The organism is Synechocystis sp. IPPAS B-1465 (genome assembly GCF_003015225.1).
In the GTDB taxonomy this organism is placed as follows: domain Bacteria; phylum Cyanobacteriota; class Cyanobacteriia; order Cyanobacteriales; family Microcystaceae; genus Synechocystis.
This window is the reverse complement of the sequence record NZ_CP028094.1, coordinates 2,347,391-2,370,120: the sequence shown is the minus strand read 5'-3', so window position 1 is coordinate 2,370,120 and position 22,730 is coordinate 2,347,391. Positions and strand designations below refer to the sequence as shown.

The window sequence follows — 22,730 nt, the reverse complement described above, 5'->3', positions numbered from 1 at the left end:
TTAATGCCTCCCCCTCAAGCTGGAAAATTCCAGAGTTTAAGTTGCCCCAAAGCCATTGGCTTCACTTTCTAGTCTAGGTTGCTGGCCCCCAATCTTGCTAGCTGGGGTTATTAACAGGCTCCCCATTATCTTCCCCGGAGGGAGGGGGTGGATTAGAATCACCTTCCCCTTTCTCCCCCTTCAAAAAGCGAGCCTCAGCCTCTTTGACAAGGGTATAGAGCACCGGCACTAGGAACAAACTAAGAATGGTGGAAATTAGATAACCACCAAAAATAGCCGTTCCCAAGGACCAGCGGCTCATCGCCCCCGCCCCAGAAGCAATTACCAAGGGCCAAAAACCCACCAGCCCGGAAATGGCGGTCATCAGAATCGGTCGCATCCTTTCCTTGGCCGCAAAAGCCGCCGCCTGGGGAATTTTCATGCCCAAATCCATAGCCTGATTACCAAATTCCACAATCAAAATGGCGTTTTTACTAGCTAGACCAATTAACATAACCAAGGCTACCTGGGCGTAAACATTGTTGTTTACCGTGGGCCAAACCATGTTGGTGGCTACCATAAAGTTGGCCCGCAGTAAAATCGCCCCGATCGCCCCGAGAATAGCTAGGGGAACAGTCATCATGATAATGGCGGGATCCACGTAACTTTCGTACTGGGCTGAGAGTACCAGGAACACCATGATGAAGGCTAAACCAAAAATGATCGGAGCCGCCCCCGCCGATTGCAATTCTTCATAGCCCGTACCATACCAGGCATAACCAATGGAATCGGGGAACATCTCCTTAGACAACCTTTCCATGGTTGCCATGGCTTGCCCCGTACTGTAGCCCGCCGCCGGAGAAGCCTGGACATCCACCGCCGGATAAATATTGAAATTGGTCAGAATCGGGGGATAGGTGGTTTGTTTAACATCAATTAAATTGCTGAGCTGAACTAAAGCCCCAGTGCGGGAACGGACATAAAGGCGACCAATATCCCGGGGATTAGAACGGAATTGCCCATCGGCCATGGCATACACCTGATAAAGCCGGCTTTCCATCACAAATTGGTTGATATAGCTAGACCCCATGTAAATACCAATGGTGTTGAACACCTCCGAAATATCAACATTTTGGGCATTGGCCTTTTCCCGATCCACCCCAATTTCTAACAAGGGAGCATTAAAGGTAAATTGGGTAAAAACCGTACGGGGATTGAGAGCCGGTTCCTGGCGCAGCTTTTCCATATATTGCTGGACATAGTCCAAGAAATTTTCCAGGGGCATACCACCCCGGTTTTGGATGTAAAAATCCAGACCCCCTGTGCTACTAAGGCCGTCCACCGGGGGAGCATTAACGGCAAACACCTGGGCATCGGGAATTTTTTGAGCTAACTCTCGGTTAATTTCTGCCAACAGACCGAACACAGACCCCTTTTGCCCGGGGCGTTCGTCCCAATTTTTCAGCTTGACGAAAAAGAGGGATTTACTACTGTCATTGCCTAAAAAGCTAAAGCCCCCCATACCCAGCACATGTTCCACCTCTGGGCGAGCGGAGACAATTTCCGTTGCTTGGGAAATCACATCTTTAGTGTACTCAATAGACACACCGGCGGGGGAGTTGCCCAACATGAAAAAATACCCCTGATCTTCTTCGGGAATAAACCCAGTGGGGGTGATGTTATAGACAATTACTGTGAGGATTAAACTGCCAATAAAAATGGGAATAGCCAGCAGTCTGACCTTTAAAATTGCCGTGATAATATTGCCGTAGCGTTCCTTTAACCAGTCAAAGGTGCGGTTAAAAAGATTGAAAAACCAAGCGAGGGGGCCATGGACCTCTTTTTTGGGCCGCATTAAAATGGCGGACATACTAGGGGAAAAACTGATGGCATTAAAAGTAGATACCGCTACCGCCGAAGCCATAATTACAGCAAATTGCTTATAAACAATCCCCGTAGTACCTGGGAAGAATGTCACAGGGATGAACACAGCCATCAACACCAAAGAGGTGGAAATTACGGCTCCCGTTAGTTCCCCCATGGCATCTAGGGCGGCCTGGAATGGCTTCATGCCTTGATCCAGTTTTACCTCGATCGCCTCCACCACCAAAATACCGTCATCCACCACGAGACCAGTGGCCAGAATTACCCCAAACAGGGTCAACTGGTTCAAGCTAAAACCAAAAGCTAGGGCAAAGGCCATGGCCCCAATCAAAGATACGGGAATGGCCAGGGCTGGGATTAGGGTAGTACGCCAATTTTGTAGGAAGATAAAAATCACTAAAATTACCAGCAAAATGGCTTCAATTAGGGTCAGGGCCGCTTCTTCCAAAGATGCCGTCACAAACAGGGTGTTATCCAAAGCTACCTCTGCATTTAGACCAGGGGGAAATAGGGGCCGTAACTCCGCCATTTTTTCCTTGACCATGTTGGCCGTGTCTAGGGCATTGGTACCGGGCAGTTGATAGATAACAAATGCCACTGCCGGGGCGTTATTGAACAGGGCAGTTTGAATATAGTTTTGGGTACCAATGGTGGCCCTCCCCACATCTTTAATACGAATGAGAGTACCATCATCCCCCACTTTGACGACAATTTGTTCCGCTTCTTCCGGGGTGGTAAAGCGACTCAGGGCCCGGGCATTAATTTGGAAACGTTGTTGATCAGTGACCGGCGGCAGGTTAACCCCCCCTACCCCCACTTGAATGTTTTGGCTCCGAATGGCGTTGGTAACATCGGCCGCGGTTAAGTCCCTAGCGGCCAAGGCATCGGGGTCTAGCCAAAAACGCATGGCATATTCAGAAGCCCCAATTAAAATGGCCGAACCCACCCCGTCAATCCGTTTAATTTCATCCAGCAACACCCGGTCAACAAAGTTACTGACAAAGATGTCGTCATAGATCGGTTTGCCCTGGTCATCGTTTTCTGAGTAAACCCCATAGGCAATGGTGACAGAGGGGGATTGGGTCTGGGTCGTTACCCCCTGGCGGTTGACAACTTCCGGCAAACTGGAAGCGGCGATCGCCACGTTATTTTGGACGAGTACCTGGGCAATGTTGCGGTCCATTTCCACCGGGAAATAGACGTTGATGGTGCTAGTGCCAGTGTTGTCGGTGGTGGAGTTCATATAAATGACTTGCTCCGTACCGTTAATCTGCCGCTCTAGCACAGTGGTGACATTATCCACTGCAGTTTGGGCATCGGAGCCCACATAGTTGGTGGTTACCTGCACCTGTTTGGGGGCCATGTCTGGAAGTTTGGCCAGGGGCAGGAGGGGTAAGGCGATCGCCCCGAGGAGGATGATCACGATGGTGCACACCGTAGTCAGCACGGGGTTTTTGATGAAAACGTTGGAGATACTCAGCAACATAAACCTGGGGGACGGCGGAAAGGTAAACCGGACTCACGGAATCCATTGACGGCAACAGGGGAAAAAAGCTTCCCCTACCCATGGCGATCGCCGGGGGCGGGAATGTCCAGAGTGCAAAGATCCCACCCATCTTAAAGGTTTTTCTGGGGAATGGAGCCAATCCCCAGAGTTTCTTTAAATTTGCCCTGCCCTAGACCCACCGGCGGGGGAAATCCAGAGCCACTTTTTACCCTGATCAGCGCCCCTATTGGATGTTAATCCGGAACTGGAGGTCATTAAAGTCCATATCTCCCCCCCAGAAGCCATCCTCAAATTGGAAGGTATCCCCCAAAACCCGAATGTGATCTGCCTGATCAGGGTTAGCCCCCAGATAGGAGAAGTAATTAAAGACATTGCCGTCGGACTGACTGACGGTGAGGTAAGGAGCAAACAAGCTCCCCCCGGTTAGCTCCAATGCCTGGGTCGTGGTACTGGGGGTAACAGTAAATTGGGCGGCAGTATTTTGCAGCGCCACGGCTTGATAGTTGCCATCACCAGGGTTTAGCAGTTGGCCCGTCAGGGGGTCCGCAATGGCACCAAACTGATTTTCCACCCGATAAAAACCAACGGAGAGCCCAAAGGAAGCATCACCGGTGATTTCGTTGATGCCAAGATTTACGGAGCCACTGAGGGAACGCAGGTCCAATAATTCCCGATTAACAGGATTCTGATCCAACTTAATGACCACGTCGTTGTAGTCAAAGTCTCCTCCTCCTAACATGTCTTCCACCCCAAAGGTGTTATCCGCCAGTAACCGGAAATGATCCAGTCCATCGGGGTTGGCATTGATGTAGCTAAAGAAGGCAACGGGGCCAGCGGCGATCGCCTGGTTGACAGGATTAACCGTCAGGAATTGATTTTCGGTGCCATTGGAAATCAGGAAGGGAGCAATAATTTGCCCTGGGCGAATTTCCCCCCCAATGGGTTGGCCGTTGGAACCAAGGGCAAGACGTTGCCGCACCGCCACTTCAGCATAGTTGGCATCACCGGGGTTGACCAGTTGACCGGTGGTGTAATCCAGCACCGTGCCCTGGGCATTTTGAACCAGGTAGAAACCAACAGTATTGTCATAGGCAGAGTCACTGGCGATCTGAACCCCGATTTGAACGTTTTGATTGCTCGTATTAGCGAAGATCTCCTGTTGAGCTTGCCCTTGGTAGAGCGTCCCCAAGGGAGCCGGTTGGTCTGTCATTGCCACCCGGAAGATAAAGTCATTAAAGTCCCCGTCTCCTCCCTGGGCAATATCTTCCCAAGCAACAACTATCCCCTGACCATCATTACTCGGGATTTGTTGGATTTGATTGCCATTGGCGATCGCCTGACTGAAGAAAACCGGAGTGGATATGGCCCCGGCGGCCTGCTCTCTGAGCACCATATCCAGGGAATTATTCTGGATTAACAGGAAACCAAAACTATCACTAACTTTGAATTCTTCCATAGTCCGGGTCAGGGATTCACCGAAAAGCTGAGTCTGTCCACTGATACCGGTAAATATCACCTGGCTATTGCTTAAGGCCGCTTCCAGATAGCCTGCTTGTCCTGGGGCAATGCCATTGATAGTTCCCTGGCGATCGTCCACCCTGAAAATAGCCACCTCATTTTTGAAATCTCCGTCCACTCCCAGCAGGGTGAATTTGAGATGTTCCTGATTGTCAATGGCAACGCTAGCGGTCCGATTATCCCCATTAACATCGGTGATGGTGTAGGTAAATTGATCAACGAGCCCATTGGCGGTGAAAACTCCCGCGTTAGCGGTGAGGCCAATGGCTGGGGGAACGAAACCTCCCTGGGGCAAAATATTGACCGCAAATCGCAGATCATTGAAATCTCGATCGCCAAAGGCACTATCTTCAAAGCTATAGGTGCCATTGGCAAAACGAACATAGTCCACTTGACCTGGATTGGCATCAATGAGGGCGAAGAAGTGATTCACTTGCCCGTTACCCTGGTCAGACGTTAGGAACGGAGCATAGATGCCGCCTCCAGGTAGTTCAATGGACTGAACTGGATTATCCTTACTGATTTGTAGCCCAGGAATGGCGCTGGCCAGGGCCACATTTCTGTATTCCAGATCTGCCGGGGTTAAAAGTCGCCCAGAAGCCGGATCAAGAATGGTGCCAAAATGATCCAAAACTTGATAGAAGCCGACGGAATTGTTGTAGCTCGCACTGCTGAAAATATCACTGATATCTATGCGTACAGGCCCTGTGGCTGAACGTAAATCCAATAACTCTTCATGGATGTGATAGGTCAAGAAATCGTCACTGAAATTATTGGGGGTGCCATTATCCCGCAGCACCGCCGTACCTTTAAGAGGTTGGGTCAGGTTGGTGATCTGAATGCCCAAGCCCTGATCGTTGGCTAAGACATCGACATTGATGGAGCCAAAACCCAGATCGCCAATGACAACGGTACCCCGATCATCGTTGATAGAAATTAGAGAACTAGTCTTAATTTCAAATTGGCCTACATCGTTGGTATTGCCTGCATTATCCGTTGCTGTGATGGTGTAGGTTCCATCCCCAGTGTTGGCAGGGTTCCCTGTGACAACTCCATTGAAGAAGTCTCCAAACGGATCGCTATCCGGGTCAGATGGGTCAGGGTCAGCGTCAACTAATTTGATTGTGTACGTGGAAGGGTCACCAGGGTTGGCACCGGGAGTTTCCACCACTTCATAGGCATCGGGATCGACGGGATTACCGTCAGGCCCAAGCAACTCAATCTCTAATCCTGACTCACCGCTAAAGGTCAGTTCGGGGTTGCCATTACCGCTCAACAAGTCATCGGCGCCGGTATCAGTTGCGTCAGTGATGTCTAGGGGGCTGAAAGGAGAATTGCCATTGTTGGGAGTACCGGGAGAAGTCGTATCAATTTCAAATTGACCTACATCGTTGGTATTACCTGCATTATCCGTTGCTGTGATGGTGTAAATGCCATCGCCGGTATTGGCCCCATTACCTGTGGGGGAGCCATTGAAGAAGTCTCCAAACGGATCGCTATCTGGGTCAGATGGGTCAGCGTCAATTAACTTGATTGTGTAGGTGGAAGGGTCACCAGGGTTTACACCGGGGGTTTCTAGCACTTCATAGGCATCGGGGTCAACAGAATTACCATCAGACCCAAGCAACTCAATCTCTAATCCTGGTTCACCAGTGAAAGTCAGTTCGGGGTTACCATCACTACTCAACAAGTCATCGGCACCGGTATCAGTTGGGTCAGTGATGTCCAGGGGACTGAAAGGAGAATTGCCATTGTTGGGAGTACCGGGAGAAGTCGTATCAATTTCAAATTGACCTACATCGTTGGTATTGCCTGCATTATCCGTTGCTGTGATGGTGTAGGTTCCATCCCCAGTGTTGGCAGGGTTCCCTGTGACAACTCCATTGAAGAAGTCTCCAAACGGATCGCTATCTGGGTCAGATGGATCAGCGTCAATTAATTTGATTGTGTAGGTGGAAGGGTCACCAGGGTTGGCACCGGGGGTTTCTACCACTTCATAGGCATCGGGATCAACAGGGTTACCATCAGGCCCAAGCAACTCAATCTCTAATCCTGGTTCACCAGTGAAAGTCAGTTCGGGGTTACCATTACTGCTCAACAAGTCATCGGCGCCGGTATCAGTTGCGTCAGTGATGTCCAGGGGGCCGGCATTAGGCGCTGTGGTGTTTAATACGGCACTATCGCTGCCATCAGGACCTTGGTTCCCAGTATTATCCGTTATGAATGCACTCACCGTTAAAGTGGCACCTTCGGCGGGTACTGCTACCTGGGTGGTTACTACTCCGGCGTTGATTTGGGCGGCGGTTAAGACGATGGTTTGGGGAGTGGTGCCATCGCTAATGGTCAGAGTGTCCCCAGCAACTAACCCAGTGGGCAAGGCGATCAATACATCTACTAAGCCATTCAATTCCCCAGCACTGATTAAGCCATCATTATTGGCATCTTCGGCGATCGTGACCACCGGTGCTTCGGGGGCGGTGGTATCTAATACGGCACTATCACGGCCACTGGGACCTTGGTTACCGGCAATATCTGTAACAAAGGCGGTCACCGTTAAAGTAGTACCTGGGTTGGGTACTGCTACCTGGGTGGTTACTACTCCGGCGGTGATTTGGGCGGTGGTGAGGACAATGGTCTGGGGAGTGGTGCCATCGCTAATGGTCAGGGTGTCCCCAGCAACTAACCCAGTGGGCAAGGCGATCAATACATCTACTAAGCCATTCAATTCCCCAGCACTGATTAAGCCATCATTATTGGCATCTTCGGCGATCGTGACCACCGGTGCTTCGGGGGCGGTGGTATCTAATACGGCACTATCACGGCCACTGGGACCTTGGTTACCGGCAATATCTGTAACAAAGGCGGTCACCGTTAAAGTAGTACCTGGGTTGGGTACTGCTACCTGGGTGGTTACTACTCCGGCGGTGATTTGGGCGGTGGTGAGGACAATGGTCTGGGGAGTGGTGCCATCGCTAATGGTCAGGGTGTCCCCAGCAACTAACCCAGTGGGCAAGGCGATCGATACATCTACTAGGCCATTCAATTCCCCTGCACTTATGAAGCCGTCATTATTGGTATCTTCCGTAATCGTTACGGTGGGTGCTCCGGGAGCGGTGGTATCTAATACGGCACTATCACGGCCACTGGTACCTTGGTTACCGGCAATATCTGTAACAAAGGCGGTCACCGTTAAAGTAGTACCTGGGTTGGGTACTGCTACCTGGGTGGTTACTACTCCGGCGTTGATTTGGGCGGCGGTTAAGACGATGGTTTGGGGAGTGGTGCCATCGCTGATAGTCAGGATATCCCCTGCTACCACACCACCTGGTATAGCTATAGATACATCCACTAACCCACTCAATTCCCCGACACTAATTAGCCCGTCATTGTTGACGTCTTCCGTAATCGTGACAATCGGTGCTCCGGGCACTGTTGTATCTACGGTATAACTCTCCGTGTCGGTAGCAGTGGTGCTGTTACCGGCTAGGTCGGTGGTGGTGACGCTGGCCTGAATGGTGCGGTCAGGGTCAGCGACTAAGGCGCTACCTGGAACATCGATGCTGAAGGTACCACCATTGGCGACTGCTCCTGTGAAGGTTTGACCACCGATCGCGAGGGTGACAATGTCACCGGCTCTGACGTTGCCACCGACGGTGCCGGTGATCGGAATGAGCTGACCGGCTTCGACGGCATTGATGACATCATCTGCTGTGATGTTGGATGTCAGTGTGATGCTGGCATTGGGTGCTGTGGTGTCGATCGTGACGTTTTGAGTGGCTTGGCTGGTGTTGTTAGCTAAGTCAGTGGTGACAGCAGTGATGACGTAATCCCCTGGAGGGGTGGTGATACCGCTGAGGTCTAGGGTCCAGTTGTTGCCACTGACTGTTAGCTGAGGATTTTCCCCAAAGGTATAGGTCGTGCCGTTAAAGGTCACTGCCAAGGTGTTGGTATCCAGGTTGGTCCAGGTTCCAGCAATGACTAGGGTTTGGTCGTTGGTGACAAAGTCGCCGGGGATGCCGCTGTCAGTGCTGATGCTGGCGATGGCAATGCCTGGTGCATTGGTTTCAATGCGAATGGCTTGAGTATCGGTGGTTGTGTTGCCAGCCAGATCCGTTGTGCTGGCCGTGAGGGTGTAAGTGCCTCCGGCTAAGGTTTCGTTGGCAGTGCGGTCTAGCGACCAGTTGCCATTGGCATCTGCGGTGGTGGTGGCTGTGAAGACAGGGTTGTTGCTGCTGTCGGTGAGGGTTACTGTCACCGTGGCATTGGCATCGGTTGTCCCGCTATAGATCAGGGTTTGATCGTTGGTAATGAAGTCGCCGGGGGTGCCACTGTCGTTTGTGATAGCGGTGATAGCAATGTTGGGAGGAGTGGTGTCAATGACAAACTCATCAACTTCAACACTGTTACCGGCAGCATCGGTTGCAACGATGGTGTAGGTGCCGTCGCCAGTGTTGTCTGGATTATTGGTTGCTACACCATTCGCAAAATCACCAAAGGGATCTGGCTCTCCATTGGGAATTGCATCCAGCAGGATGACAGTGTAGGTAGATCCATTCGCACTGGGTGTCTCTGCGACGGTGTAGGCAGCAGATGGAGCCAGTGCACCATCCGGACCGGTAAGGGTGATGGTGAGTCCAGGTTCACCCGTGAAGGTGAGGACAGGATTGCCATTGCTAGTAATCAAGTCATCTGCGCCGGTATCGGTGTTGTCAGTGATGTCAAGCTCATTAACCGCTGGTGCAACCGTATCAACAGTGATGTTGCGAGTAGCAGGGGTAGCGGGATTCCCAGCGAGATCACTGACAGTAGCTACGACTTCTTCAGTCGCTTCAAAGTTGGCAATGTCTGCGACAGGGATATTGAATGTCCAAGCATTACCAGTAACGGTGGCGGTGTAGGTATTGCCATCAATGGTGACAGTGACGACTTGACCATCTTCAACACCAGTCGTGGTGCCACTGACTGCAACAGGACTACCTGCTTCCACGGCATTGATGATGTCATCTACCGCAATGGCATTGATGGTGACAGTCGGAGCAGTGGTATCAACAGTGATGTTGCGAGTAGCGGGGGTAGCGGGATTCCCGGCTAGGTCACTGACAGTGGCTACGACTTCTTCAGTCGCTTCAAAGTTGGCAATGTCTGCGACAGGGATATTGAATGTCCAAGCATTACCAGTAACGGTGGCGGTGTAGGTATTGCCATCAATGGTGACAGTGACGACTTGACCATCTTCAACACCAGTCGTGGTGCCACTGACTGCAACAGGACTACCTGCTTCCACGGCATTGATGATGTCATCAACCGCAATGGCATTGATGGTGACAGTCGGAGCAGTGGTATCAACAACAATTGTTTGAGTTGCTGTTGCGCTGTTGCCAGTGGGATTGGTGGCAGTCACACTCAGCTCATAGTCGCCATCTGCCAGGAGGGTGCCGGTGTAATCCAAGGTCCACTCACCAGCACCATTAGCAGTCACAGTGCCGATTTCAATACCATCTAAGCTGACAACAACTGTGCTATCTGCTTCTGCAGTGCCATTGAAGACAAGGGTGTCGTCATTGGTAATGAAGTCATTAGCTTGTGCGCCAGTATCATCACTGATGCTGTCAATCGTGACGGCCGGTGCAACCGTATCAACAGTGATGTTACGAGTAGCAGGGGTAGCGGGATTCCCAGCGAGATCACTGACAGTAGCTACGACTTCTTCAGTCGCTTCAAAGTTGGCAATGTCTGCGACAGGGATATTGAATGTCCAAGCATTACCAGTAACGGTGGCGGTGTAGGTATTGCCATCAATGGTGACAGTGACGACTTGACCATCTTCAACACCAGTCGTGGTGCCACTGACTGCAACAGGACTACCTGCTTCCACGGCATTGATGATGTCATCAACCGCAATGGCATTGATGGTGACAGTCGGAGCAGTGGTATCAACAGTGATGTTGCGAGTAGCGGGGGTAGCGGGATTCCCGGCTAGGTCACTGACAGTGGCTACGACTTCTTCAGTCGCTTCAAAGTTGGCAATGTCTGCGACAGGGATATTGAATGTCCAAGCATTACCAGTAACGGTGGCGGTGTAGGTATTGCCATCAATGGTGACAGTGACGACTTGACCATCTTCAACACCAGTCGTGGTGCCACTGACTGCAACAGGACTACCTGCTTCCACGGCATTGATGATGTCATCAACCGCAATGGCATTGATGGTGACAGTCGGAGCAGTGGTATCAACAACAATTGTTTGAGTTGCTGTTGCGCTGTTGCCAGTGGGATTGGTGGCAGTCACACTCAGCTCATAGTCGCCATCTGCCAGGAGGGTGCCGGTGTAATCCAAGGTCCACTCACCAGCACCATTAGCAGTCACAGTGCCGATTTCAATACCATCTAAGCTGACAACAACTGTGCTATCTGCTTCTGCAGTGCCATTGAAGACAAGGGTGTCGTCATTGGTAATGAAGTCATTAGCTTGTGCGCCAGTATCATCACTGATGCTGTCAATCGTGACGGCCGGTGCAACCGTATCAACAGTGATGTTACGAGTAGCAGGGGTAGCGGGATTCCCAGCGAGATCACTGACAGTAGCTACGACTTCTTCAGTCGCTTCAAAGTTGGCAATGTCTGCGACAGGGATATTGAATGTCCAAGCATTACCAGTAACGGTGGCGGTGTAGGTATTGCCATCAATGGTGACAGTGACGACTTGACCATCTTCAACACCAGTCGTGGTGCCACTGACTGCAACAGGACTACCTGCTTCCACGGCATTGATGATGTCATCAACCGCAATGGCATTGATGGTGACAGTCGGAGCAGTGGTATCAACAGTGATGTTGCGAGTAGCGGGGGTAGCGGGATTCCCGGCTAGGTCACTGACAGTGGCTACGACTTCTTCAGTCGCTTCAAAGTTGGCAATGTCTGCGACAGGGATATTGAATGTCCAAGCATTACCAGTAACGGTGGCGGTGTAGGTATTGCCATCAATGGTGACAGTGACGACTTGACCATCTTCAACACCAGTCGTGGTGCCACTGACTGCAACAGGACTACCTGCTTCCACGGCATTGATGATGTCATCAACCGCAATGGCATTGATGGTGACAGTCGGAGCAGTGGTATCAACAACAATTGTTTGAGTTGCTGTTGCGCTGTTGCCAGTGGGATTGGTGGCAGTCACACTCAGCTCATAGTCGCCATCTGCCAGGAGGGTGCCGGTGTAATCCAAGGTCCACTCACCAGCACCATTAGCAGTCACAGTGCCGATTTCAATACCATCTAAGCTGACAACAACTGTGCTATCTGCTTCTGCAGTGCCATTGAAGACAAGGGTGTCGTCATTGGTAATGAAGTCATTAGCTTGTGCGCCAGTATCATCACTGATGCTGTCAATCGTGACGGCCGGTGCAACCGTATCAACAGTGATGTTACGAGTAGCAGGGGTAGCGGGATTCCCAGCGAGATCACTGACAGTAGCTACGACTTCTTCAGTCGCTTCAAAGTTGGCAATGTCTGCGACAGGGATATTGAATGTCCAAGCATTACCAGTAACGGTGGCGGTGTAGGTATTGCCATCAATGGTGACAGTGACGACTTGACCATCTTCAACACCAGTCGTGGTGCCACTGACTGCAACAGGACTACCTGCTTCCACGGCATTGATGATGTCATCAACCGCAATGGCATTGATGGTGACAGTCGGAGCAGTGGTATCAACAGTGATGTTGCGAGTAGCGGGGGTAGCGGGATTCCCGGCTAGGTCACTGACAGTGGCTACGACTTCTTCAGTCGCTTCAAAGTTGGCAATGTCTGCGACAGGGATATTGAATGTCCAAGCATTACCAGTAACGGTGGCGGTGTAGGTATTGCCATCAATGGTGACAGTGACGACTTGACCATCTTCAACACCAGTCGTGGTGCCACTGACTGCAACAGGACTACCTGCTTCCACGGCATTGATGATGTCATCAACCGCAATGGCATTGATGGTGACAGTCGGAGCAGTGGTATCAACAACAATTGTTTGAGTTGCTGTTGCGCTGTTGCCAGTGGGATTGGTGGCAGTCACACTCAGCTCATAGTCGCCATCTGCCAGGAGGGTGCCGGTGTAATCCAAGGTCCACTCACCAGCACCATTAGCAGTCACAGTGCCGATTTCAATACCATCTAAGCTGACAACAACTGTGCTATCTGCTTCTGCAGTGCCATTGAAGACAAGGGTGTCGTCATTGGTAATGAAGTCATTAGCTTGTGCGCCAGTATCATCACTGATGCTGTCAATCGTGACGGCCGGTGCAACCGTATCAACAGTGATGTTGCGAGTAGCAGGGGTAGCGGGATTCCCAGCGAGATCACTGACAGTAGCTACGACTTCTTCAGTCGCTTCAAAGTTGGCAATGTCTGCGACAGGGATATTGAATGTCCAAGCATTACCAGTAACGGTGGCGGTGTAGGTATTGCCATCAATGGTGACAGTGACGACTTGACCATCTTCAACACCAGTCGTGGTGCCACTGACTGCAACAGGACTACCTGCTTCCACGGCATTGATGATGTCATCTACCGCAATGGCATTGATGGTGACAGTCGGAGCAGTGGTATCAACAGTGATGTTGCGAGTAGCGGGGGTAGCGGGATTCCCGGCTAGGTCACTGACAGTGGCTACGACTTCTTCAGTCGCTTCAAAGTTGGCAATGTCTGCGACAGGGATATTGAATGTCCAAGCATTACCAGTAACGGTGGCGGTGTAGGTATTGCCATCAATGGTGACAGTGACGACTTGACCATCTTCAACACCAGTCGTGGTGCCACTGACTGCAACAGGACTACCTGCTTCCACGGCATTGATGATGTCATCAACCGCAATGGCATTGATGGTGACAGTCGGAGCAGTGGTATCAACAACAATTGTTTGAGTTGCTGTTGCGCTGTTGCCAGTGGGATTGGTGGCAGTCACACTCAGCTCATAGTCGCCATCTGCCAGGAGGGTGCCGGTGTAATCCAAGGTCCACTCACCAGCACCATTAGCAGTCACAGTGCCGATTTCAATACCATCTAAGCTGACAACAACTGTGCTATCTGCTTCTGCAGTGCCATTGAAGACAAGGGTGTCGTCATTGGTAATGAAGTCATTAGCTTGTGCGCCAGTATCATCACTGATGCTGTCAATCGTGACGGCCGGTGCAACCGTATCAACAGTGATGTTGCGAGTAGCAGGGGTAGCGGGATTCCCAGCGAGATCACTGACAGTAGCTACGACTTCTTCAGTCGCTTCAAAGTTGGCAATGTCTGCGACAGGGATATTGAATGTCCAAGCATTACCAGTAACGGTGGCGGTGTAGGTATTGCCATCAATGGTGACAGTGACGACTTGACCATCTTCAACACCAGTCGTGGTGCCACTGACTGCAACAGGACTACCTGCTTCCACGGCATTGATGATGTCATCAACCGCAATGGCATTGATGGTGACAGTCGGAGCAGTGGTATCAACAGTGATGTTGCGAGTAGCGGGGGTAGCGGGATTCCCGGCTAGGTCACTGACAGTGGCTACGACTTCTTCAGTCGCTTCAAAGTTGGCAATGTCTGCGACAGGGATATTGAATGTCCAAGCATTACCAGTAACGGTGGCGGTGTAGGTATTGCCATCAATGGTGACAGTGACGACTTGACCATCTTCAACACCAGTCGTGGTGCCACTGACTGCAACAGGACTACCTGCTTCCACGGCATTGATGATGTCATCAACCGCAATGGCATTGATGGTGACAGTCGGAGCAGTGGTATCAACAACAATTGTTTGAGTTGCTGTTGCGCTGTTGCCAGTGGGATTGGTGGCAGTCACACTCAGCTCATAGTCGCCATCTGCCAGGAGGGTGCCGGTGTAATCCAAGGTCCACTCACCAGCACCATTAGCAGTCACAGTGCCGATTTCAATACCATCTAAGCTGACAACAACTGTGCTATCTGCTTCTGCAGTGCCATTGAAGACAAGGGTGTCGTCATTGGTAATGAAGTCATTAGCTTGTGCGCCAGTATCATCACTGATGCTGTCAATCGTGACGGCCGGTGCAACCGTATCAACAGTGATGTTGCGAGTAGCAGGGGTAGCGGGATTCCCAGCGAGATCACTGACAGTAGCTACGACTTCTTCAGTCGCTTCAAAGTTGGCAATGTCTGCGACAGGGATATTGAATGTCCAAGCATTACCAGTAACGGTGGCGGTGTAGGTATTGCCATCAATGGTGACAGTGACGACTTGACCATCTTCAACACCAGTCGTGGTGCCACTGACTGCAACAGGACTACCTGCTTCCACGGCATTGATGATGTCATCAACCGCAATGGCATTGATGGTGACAGTCGGAGCAGTGGTATCAACAGTGTAGGTTTGGTTATCGGAAGCACTGCCTGGATTACCAGCTGCATCGGTAGTGGCAACACTGGCAGCAATGGTCAGGTCAGAGCCATTAACTAAATCACCACCAAGAACGTCGATACTGAAGTCACCATTGGCATCAACAGTCCCAGTGAAGGGCTTGCCATTGACCGTCAATGTGACGGTGTCACCAACATTAAATTCACCACCAACAGTGCCGGTGATAGGAATCGCTTGTCCTGACTCGGCAGCATTGATGATGTTGTCGGCAGTGACATCATTGACTGTGATTATTGGAATCGGTGCTGTCGTATCAACCGTGTAGGTTTGGTTATCGGTGGCACTGCCGAGATTACCCGCTGCATCCGTGGTGGCAATACTTGCAGCAATGGTGAGATCAGCATCTACAATGAGGTCACTACCAGGAACATTGATACTGAAAAGACCACCCGCACCGACTGCACCAGTGAAGGTCTTGTCATTGACCGTCAATGTGACGGTGTCACCAACATTAAATTCACCACCAACAGTGCCGGTGATAGGAATCGCTTGTCCTGACTCGGCAATGTTGATGATGTCATCGGCGGTGATATTCGCATCTAAGGTGATGCTGGCAGCTGGCGCTGTGTTGTCTAAAGTGTATTGCTCGTCAGTTGTAGGAGTGGTATTGCTTAGGGCATTGTTGGCGGTATCTCGTATGTTCTGTCCACTGGCAAAGTCCAGATTGACGGTTCCATTATTATTGGCAATACCTGTGACAGTTACGGTGTAAACACTCCCACTGCCAGAAACATTGCTGATGGTAGCGCCGCTTACGCCGGTTCCACTGAGGATAAAGTCGTTTACATCGACATTTTGAACATTTTCCGAGAATGTGACTTGAAAAGTTAAAGAATCGGCATTGGTTATTTCTGAAGTTGGATTATTGCGAAGAATGCTGGTGACAATGGGGGCAATGGTGTCAATAGTCTGGGGGTTTGAAAATGTGCCAAGTGGGGCTCCTAAAGCAAAAGAAAATTGCCTTACATCATTACTTGCATTGTTCCAGATAACTCCGGCTCTGACTGTGAGAGATGAAACAGGTGTGAGGAAGTTGGCAATGAAAGAAGCAGTGTCGTCAAAACTAATGCCTGTTAATACGGAAGGCCTACCATCAACCCTTAAGGTTTTAGTATCTCCTTGAGTGGATTCAGAAACGTTTAATCGAGGAGGTCCAACTACAGCAATTTGGTAATTGGAGTAGCCGCTTACTTCGTAAAATTCTCTTTCAGTTGTTGAGTTCCCATCAACATCAATACCTGTCAGAGCAAATTGGTTGAGAGAAATGGGATTTCCTAAAGTATCTTGGAATTCAAACTGATACTCAAAATAGCCACCTCCAGTAGCGTTGGCATCAATGAGGGGCTGAATCCTTGCTGTATTAGAAGCATTAGAATCAATGGTACTGTTGGCAATTGTGATATTAACAGCTCTTATAGTTACTTTTGCATTAATCTGCTGAGTAGTGAAAGTTGGAATGATGTTTGTGTATAAACGAACCTCTTGTACACCTGGAGGAGGAGTCGATGTAGTGAAATTAGTGTTAAATACAAAGTTTTGAAAATTAATATTTAAGACGGTATCTTCTGCATTCTCTAGATTTATCTTTTGCCCGTCAATAAAAGCAAAGCCAGTATCATTTTGTGTTTTTAGAGTTTCTAGATAGGTTGGATTAACTTCCCCTAGTTTGACTAAATTAGCAAAGATCTCCCCTTCATCGCCTTGGCTATCGGCCCCGTCATTTAAAATCTGGTCGAAGTCATGGCCAATTTCTTCGAGTAAGACAGCAACAATTTGCTCCTGACTGGCAGTGGCAAACCAATCGGCGTTGAGATAAACGGTCGGGGTATCAGTGGTTCCCGTAGCACTATAAGCCCCCAAAGCTCCCTGTAATTCAGCGCTAGAACGTACTTCCAAACGGATTTGGTAACTACCGTTCGAAATTGAAGAACGCAAAGATTCCGCATTATTAGTCCAGTCATCAGTGCTGGCAGTGGCACTAAAAGGAATGGCTAATTGGGTGAGATAGTCGGATTGGGCAAAAAAGCTGGAAAGTTGTTCTTGTACTAATGGTTGCAGAGCATCCAGTCGCTCGGTGTAGATACCAGAGGAGTCCACTAGATCAAACAAAGACCATTGCCCATTGCCATCCAAGATGCCGGGATAGGCCGCTAACTCAGGAGCAGAAAAAATATTTTCCATGACAATATCACCCTTTTGAAAATCTAAAACCCAGTTACCACCTAGGGCTTGATGCCCGATCGCCGTGGTAGAAGCGGAGACCCCGGCCCCCGCCAAGCCGGCCAACTTTTCAATAAATTCCGTACCGGCATCACCAGCGGCTACATTACAGCCGTAGAGAAATAGTTGGGGAGACTCAACCCCGACAAACCAGCTTTTTAACTCGTCACTGTGGTAGACCAAATTATCTAAGCCCAGATGGCCATCACCTAGGTGCAGACAGCCAGGAGAGCCATGGCAAAGAATATGCAGAGAACGAACAGCGCCTTGTCTTCCCAAAGCTTCCGTAATCTGCCGGAGACCGCTTTGGTCGGGATCTAGGGTTATTACCGCAATATTGGGTAGAGTAGCCGCCTGAAGCAGACCCCCATGGAACACCCGGGAATCGAGGACGAACAAGGTCGAGTTAGGCATATTCGGGACAAAAAGACTCGAAAAAGTTGAAAAATTATTTAGGATTCAAGCAGCGGTTAGCACAACGAAGGCTTGCCGAAAGACTCTAGCTTCAAGCAAATTCAGCTAGGTAGTTAAACCCGGGAGAACTCACAGGGCACTGAAAAGCGGGAAAACCCTTACATTATTCCGATGAATGGGGGCAAGTGAAAAAAACATCCCGGAATTTCTCCGCATTTACCTACGTGTTTCACCATCATACCCAAAAAAAACTTCAAAGTATTCACGGTTATCAATAAACCTTGGCAGACTCAACCAATTTTAAAGTTTTTCATAGCTCGTCTGCAAAACAAACTAAACCTAATGACTTCCATCCTTTTCCGGCCGGGATTGGGAAAAAATTTCCTGCCAGGGTTGCCTTGCACAGACACTACAGCGGCCCCAACGCTCGATTTCCCCTGGATTGACGGCACTGCCGCATTGGGGACAGGGTTGCAAAACCTCGGCTCGTCTTTTCAAAGTTGTCAGCCATTGATCCAGTGCTTCTGTCGCACTAGTGACTTTTTCTCGGCGATCGCCAGGGGAGGGAGGGGCAGGACGGGGCATGGGGGCAGAAGCTTCTGGTGGTTTCCCTGAATGTTGTTGATGCCAATGGAGAGGGGAAAAGCGCAGATCAGCCAAGGGCTCCGGTAATTCTCGATTCAGTTGGGCCAAAAGATTAATGCGTTGGAGTTGAAGATTTTGGGCCAGAGCTGGGGAGATAACCGCCACTGTCAGTACCTCCCGCTGGATACCTAGAGGTTTAGTACAGTCATGGAAACGGGGATCAATCACCTTCTGCCAAGCTTCTTTGACCAATTGGTAACGGCGCAGTTGTTCCCACCCTGGCGATCGCCCCAGGCGGCCCAGTAATTGTTCAAGATTGTTTAAGCCCATGGTGTGCTCCCTTGGCGGTGGAAATTCCCCGGCCATCTCCCCAAAGCCTAGACCGAAATGGGGTAAAGTAGGCAAGGTAGAATGGTTTCTGCGCCCGGATTTTTACCCAAATTAAGCTTTGCTACGCCTTTGCATTTAACTAAGGAGAATTTATGTTAACCCTTAAAATCGCCGTTTATATCGTTGTTGGCTTGTTTATTTCCTTATTTATCTTCGGCTTTCTTTCCAGTGACCCCACCCGGAACCCTGGCCGCAAAGACTTTGAATAAGCTTTAGCCCAAAATTCTTCCTTCTCTCCCTAGACTAATTTTGGTGCCAAGGGTAGATTGGAACCTGATTACTCTCCCCCACCGGAGAGTTTTTTGTCACTGGGGCCACAGACGAAACGATTTCTGGCAATTGTTCGTCCCCCTTGTTAACCAAGCCCGGTTAGCCTTAGCTTTATCTCAGTCCAAACAAAGCAAATGTTAGCGTTGGCGTTTAGTTCGTCGATTTAAATGCCCCCTATTGTTTCCCCTCCCCCTCCTCCGGTACCCATTGAAGTGATCAGTCCGAGGGAGACTGAAGAAATGCTGGCAACTGACGGGGCAACACTTTCCTCGTCCACCCCTCCATCGGCGGATCCGGCGATCGCCCAAGCTTCAGCTAAGGATCTTTACCTTAGCCCCAACTCTGGTTTATCCCTCGGGGGTCCCCCCGCTATCCCAGACGGAAAAATCGGCGATCGGTCTGTGGAAGTACCCATTGCCACGGCCAAGAAAATTATCAGTCAATCCCGGGATGGGGAAATTCAGGAGTATTTGATCACACCCCCCAGCGACTCGGAGCTGGAAGTAATCACCGGGCCCACTGGTGAGGCTGAGCCCGCCATTGAACAGGGCCAAGAGGCGATCGGTGAAGTCTTGGAAATTGACCCCGGAGCTTCCCCCTCCCCAGAGGCAACGGAAAATGACCCGGAGCCAAATCAATTCTTAGATAGTTCCCCCATTCCGGCCACGGAGGAGAATGACGTACCCATTGCTCCAGAAGTAATTGAATTAATTTCTGATCACCAAGAGTTCGATAGCAATCGGGAAATAGTCACTGCCACCGGTAACGTTACCATGCGTTTTGCTAACGGGTTACTACTGGCCGATCGCCTGCGAGTTAATTTGCCCGATCGATTTGCGGTGGCCGAAGGTAACGTCACCCTGAAGCGGGGGGAACAAATCCTCCAGGGGCAAAGATTTGAATACTTCTTTGTGCTCAACCAGGGGGTAATTTACGACGCCAACGGGGAAATTTACCAGCCCAGCACCGCCCGGGACTTTGCCCAAACTGTGCCCACCGACTTTGGTAACCCCATTGTGTCCAACCAAAGTTTGAACGATCGCCTGGCCGTCAACCAGCCTGTCACCAACGTAGTAGGACAAGAAGGTTTTAGCACAGGCATTGGGGCCAGTACCCCAGGGGCCCAGAGTGCCAGCCAGACAGAAACTGGGGGCCAAGTTAATCGCCTCCGGTTTCAAGCGGAGCAGGTGGATTTTGACGCCGATGGTTGGCGGGCCAAAAAAGTCCGCATCACCAATGATCCGTTTAATCCGCCGGAATTGGAGGTGCAAGCGGAAACCGCCGATTACTACAACGTCGCCCCGGAAGTGGATGAATTAAAACTGACTGGCTCCCGGGTATTGCTGGATCAAACCACGTCTTTGCCCTTCCAAGACCGACTTACCATCGATCGCCGCGATCGCCAACCGGGATTGATTAGCATTGGCTATGACGGAGAAGACCGGGGCGGTTTATACCTCCAAGGTAATTTCACCCCCATCGACACGGAAAATGTCACCTTTCAAGTTAAGCCTCAATATTTAATACAAAAGGTATTTTTTCCCGATGCTTTCCCGGTAGCTAACCAGAGTGATGCAGAGGTTTGTGCCCTATGTCCCGCCGCCTTTGGTTTAATTACGGAGTTGAACGTCAATTTTAACGAAAGACTCAATTTACTTAATACCCTCAACTTTTCCAACCTCAACTTAGATTCCATCGACAATTCCCTGCGGGCTAAATTGGCGGTGCAAAATAAACTGGGGGATTTGGGCAATCCCTACGATCTAAGGTTTGAATACAACTACCGCGAGCGTTTATACAATGGCTCCCTCGGTTTCCAAACGGTGCAAAGCAGTGTGGGGGCGATCCTGGTTTCCCCCACCATTAATCCCTTTGAAGACCCCAGTTGGGCCCTCAATTACCAGGCTTCGGTTCAAAGTGTGGAAGCCAGCACCGATCGCCAGGAATTAATTAATCCCACCACCGGAGATAACTTAGTTAGCCTGATGCGCTTGCAGGCGGCGGCATCCTTAACGAAATACTTTGTGCTTTGGGCTGGGGAAGCACTCCCCCCCACCGCCGAAGAGGGTCTGCGCTATAGCCCCAATGTGGTGGTACCCTACGTGGTGTTTAACACTGGCATTACCGGGGTGGGTAGTTATTACGGCGATGGCAGTACCCAACCTTCCCTCACCGGCAGCGTCGGTTTTTTTGGACAATTTGGTAACTTCTCCAAACCCTATTTGGACTACACCGGTTTTAACATTGGTTATTCCCAAGGTATTCGGGGCGATGCGTCTCCCTTTTTCTTTGACCGCTTTGCCGACACGGAAATACTGAGCTTTGGCCTGACCCAACAAATTTACGGCCCACTAAGGTTCGGGGTGCAGGGAGCCTACAGTCTGACTGCCAACGAAGAAATTAGCACCGATTACGTGTTGGAATATAGCCGCCGCACCTACAACATTCAATTGCGCTACAACCCCCAACTGCAGGTGGGTTCGATTAATCTACGCATCAGCGATTTTAACTGGAGTGGTAATCCCGGTACCTTTGACGGCAGTGACATCCGCCCTGTCACCCAAGGCGTTATCCGCTGAAGCTCAACATAGACTGGGGCTGACAATTGTTCCTCAACTTTGTTTGTTTTTCTTGACATTTTTGGGCTGACCAGTAAAAGAAAATCCAAGGAATGATTCTTTAGCTAAATTGCCACAATTTTAAAGGGATCAAGCCAAAATGACCTGATCCCCGTGTTTTTTATTATGTTAAGGGTCTTTATAAAGGTGACCCCGTGTTATTTCGTTGGATCAATTATGGCTGATCCCCAGGCGATCGCCGCTTTTTTTAAGATTCTCTTTATAATTCTCATAATCATTTCTTATTAAGTTTTGTAACAAAATTATAGCCTACGGGGATTGACTTTTGCCTTGACTAGCATTTCAAATCTGTTTTCCTTACTGTAGCTGGGTTTATTCAAAAATGCCCTGCAAGGTCACCCCTAGTTTCTGGGAAAGCCAGACTTCAATATTCCTAATCGACCAGGGATAGAGGGGTTTACCAGGTAACTCCATCGGTTCCACCAAAATGGTGAACATGCCCAAACGATTCCCTGCCAGCACATCGGTAAACAGGCGATCGCCCACCATGGCAACGGATTCCACTGGCAATTGCATTTCGGCAATGGCTTGGCGCAGTTTACGGCGAGACGGTTTAGCCGCCCCATAAAGGAAAGGTAAATCCAGGGTTTGGGCCACTCCCCCAATGCGGGACTCGCTCATATTGTTGCTCACCAACCAAATGGGCAGTTTGGCCTTAATGGGATCAATCCAAGCCTGGAGTTCCTCGGAAACTTGATCCCCCCGAAAAGGTACCAGGGTTTCGTCCACATCCAACACTAAACCCTTGACCCCATGGCGATCGAGAATGGCCGGGGACAATTCCACAATGGTTTTGCCCAAAACTAAATCCGGTTGCAGTAATTTGGCGCGGGTCATGGGGAAGAAAATAGGGAGATTAAATAACACTAACAATACAATTGTGCGAAAC

Annotated in this window: 6 protein-coding genes; 2 read left to right on the top strand and 4 right to left on the bottom strand. The window is 50.2% G+C overall.

The features are described 5' to 3' along the window. Window positions 1-97: 97 nt before the first annotated feature. From C7I86_RS11115 to C7I86_RS11105, 3 genes are all read right to left on the bottom strand, one after another. A complete protein-coding gene (locus tag C7I86_RS11115; protein ID WP_010873317.1) occupies window positions 98-3,349 on the bottom strand; it encodes an efflux RND transporter permease subunit in 3,252 nt (1,083 codons plus the stop codon). Between the two features lie 244 nt (window positions 3,350-3,593). Beyond that, window positions 3,594-17,957, bottom strand: coding sequence for an Ig-like domain-containing protein (locus C7I86_RS11110; protein WP_014407131.1), 14,364 nt, complete (start codon window positions 17,955-17,957; stop codon window positions 3,594-3,596). Between the two features lie 339 nt (window positions 17,958-18,296). Then, window positions 18,297-18,947, bottom strand: a complete 651-nt coding sequence (locus C7I86_RS11105) for a DUF721 domain-containing protein (protein ID WP_223211278.1) — start codon at window positions 18,945-18,947, stop codon at window positions 18,297-18,299. A 77-nt stretch (window positions 18,948-19,024) separates the two neighbouring features. Between C7I86_RS11105 and C7I86_RS11100 the strand changes: the two genes are divergently transcribed. Continuing rightward, a complete protein-coding gene (locus C7I86_RS11100; protein ID WP_010873313.1) occupies window positions 19,025-19,141 on the top strand; it encodes a photosystem II reaction center protein I in 117 nt (38 codons plus the stop codon). A 228-nt stretch (window positions 19,142-19,369) separates the two neighbouring features. Next, entirely contained in the window at window positions 19,370-21,781 is a 2,412-nt protein-coding gene (locus tag C7I86_RS11095; RefSeq protein WP_010873312.1) for a DUF3769 domain-containing protein, read from the top strand. A gap of 372 nt (window positions 21,782-22,153) precedes the next feature. Here the strand turns inward: C7I86_RS11095 and C7I86_RS11090 are convergent, their stop codons facing one another. Then, window positions 22,154-22,708: a YqeG family HAD IIIA-type phosphatase gene (locus tag C7I86_RS11090; RefSeq protein ID WP_010873311.1), complete on the bottom strand. Its 555-nt coding sequence runs from the start codon at window positions 22,706-22,708 to the stop codon at window positions 22,154-22,156. Between the last annotated feature and the right edge of the window lie 22 nt (window positions 22,709-22,730).

Coding starts and splice junctions, on each gene's coding strand:
- C7I86_RS11095 (WP_010873312.1), top strand. CDS start 19,370: ATGCCCCCTATTGTTTCCCCTCCCCCTCCTCCGGTACCCATTGAAGTG.
- C7I86_RS11110 (WP_014407131.1), bottom strand. CDS start 17,957: ATGCCTAACTCGACCTTGTTCGTCCTCGATTCCCGGGTGTTCCATGGG.
- C7I86_RS11115 (WP_010873317.1), bottom strand. CDS start 3,349: ATGTTGCTGAGTATCTCCAACGTTTTCATCAAAAACCCCGTGCTGACT.
- C7I86_RS11100 (WP_010873313.1), top strand. CDS start 19,025: ATGTTAACCCTTAAAATCGCCGTTTATATCGTTGTTGGCTTGTTTATT.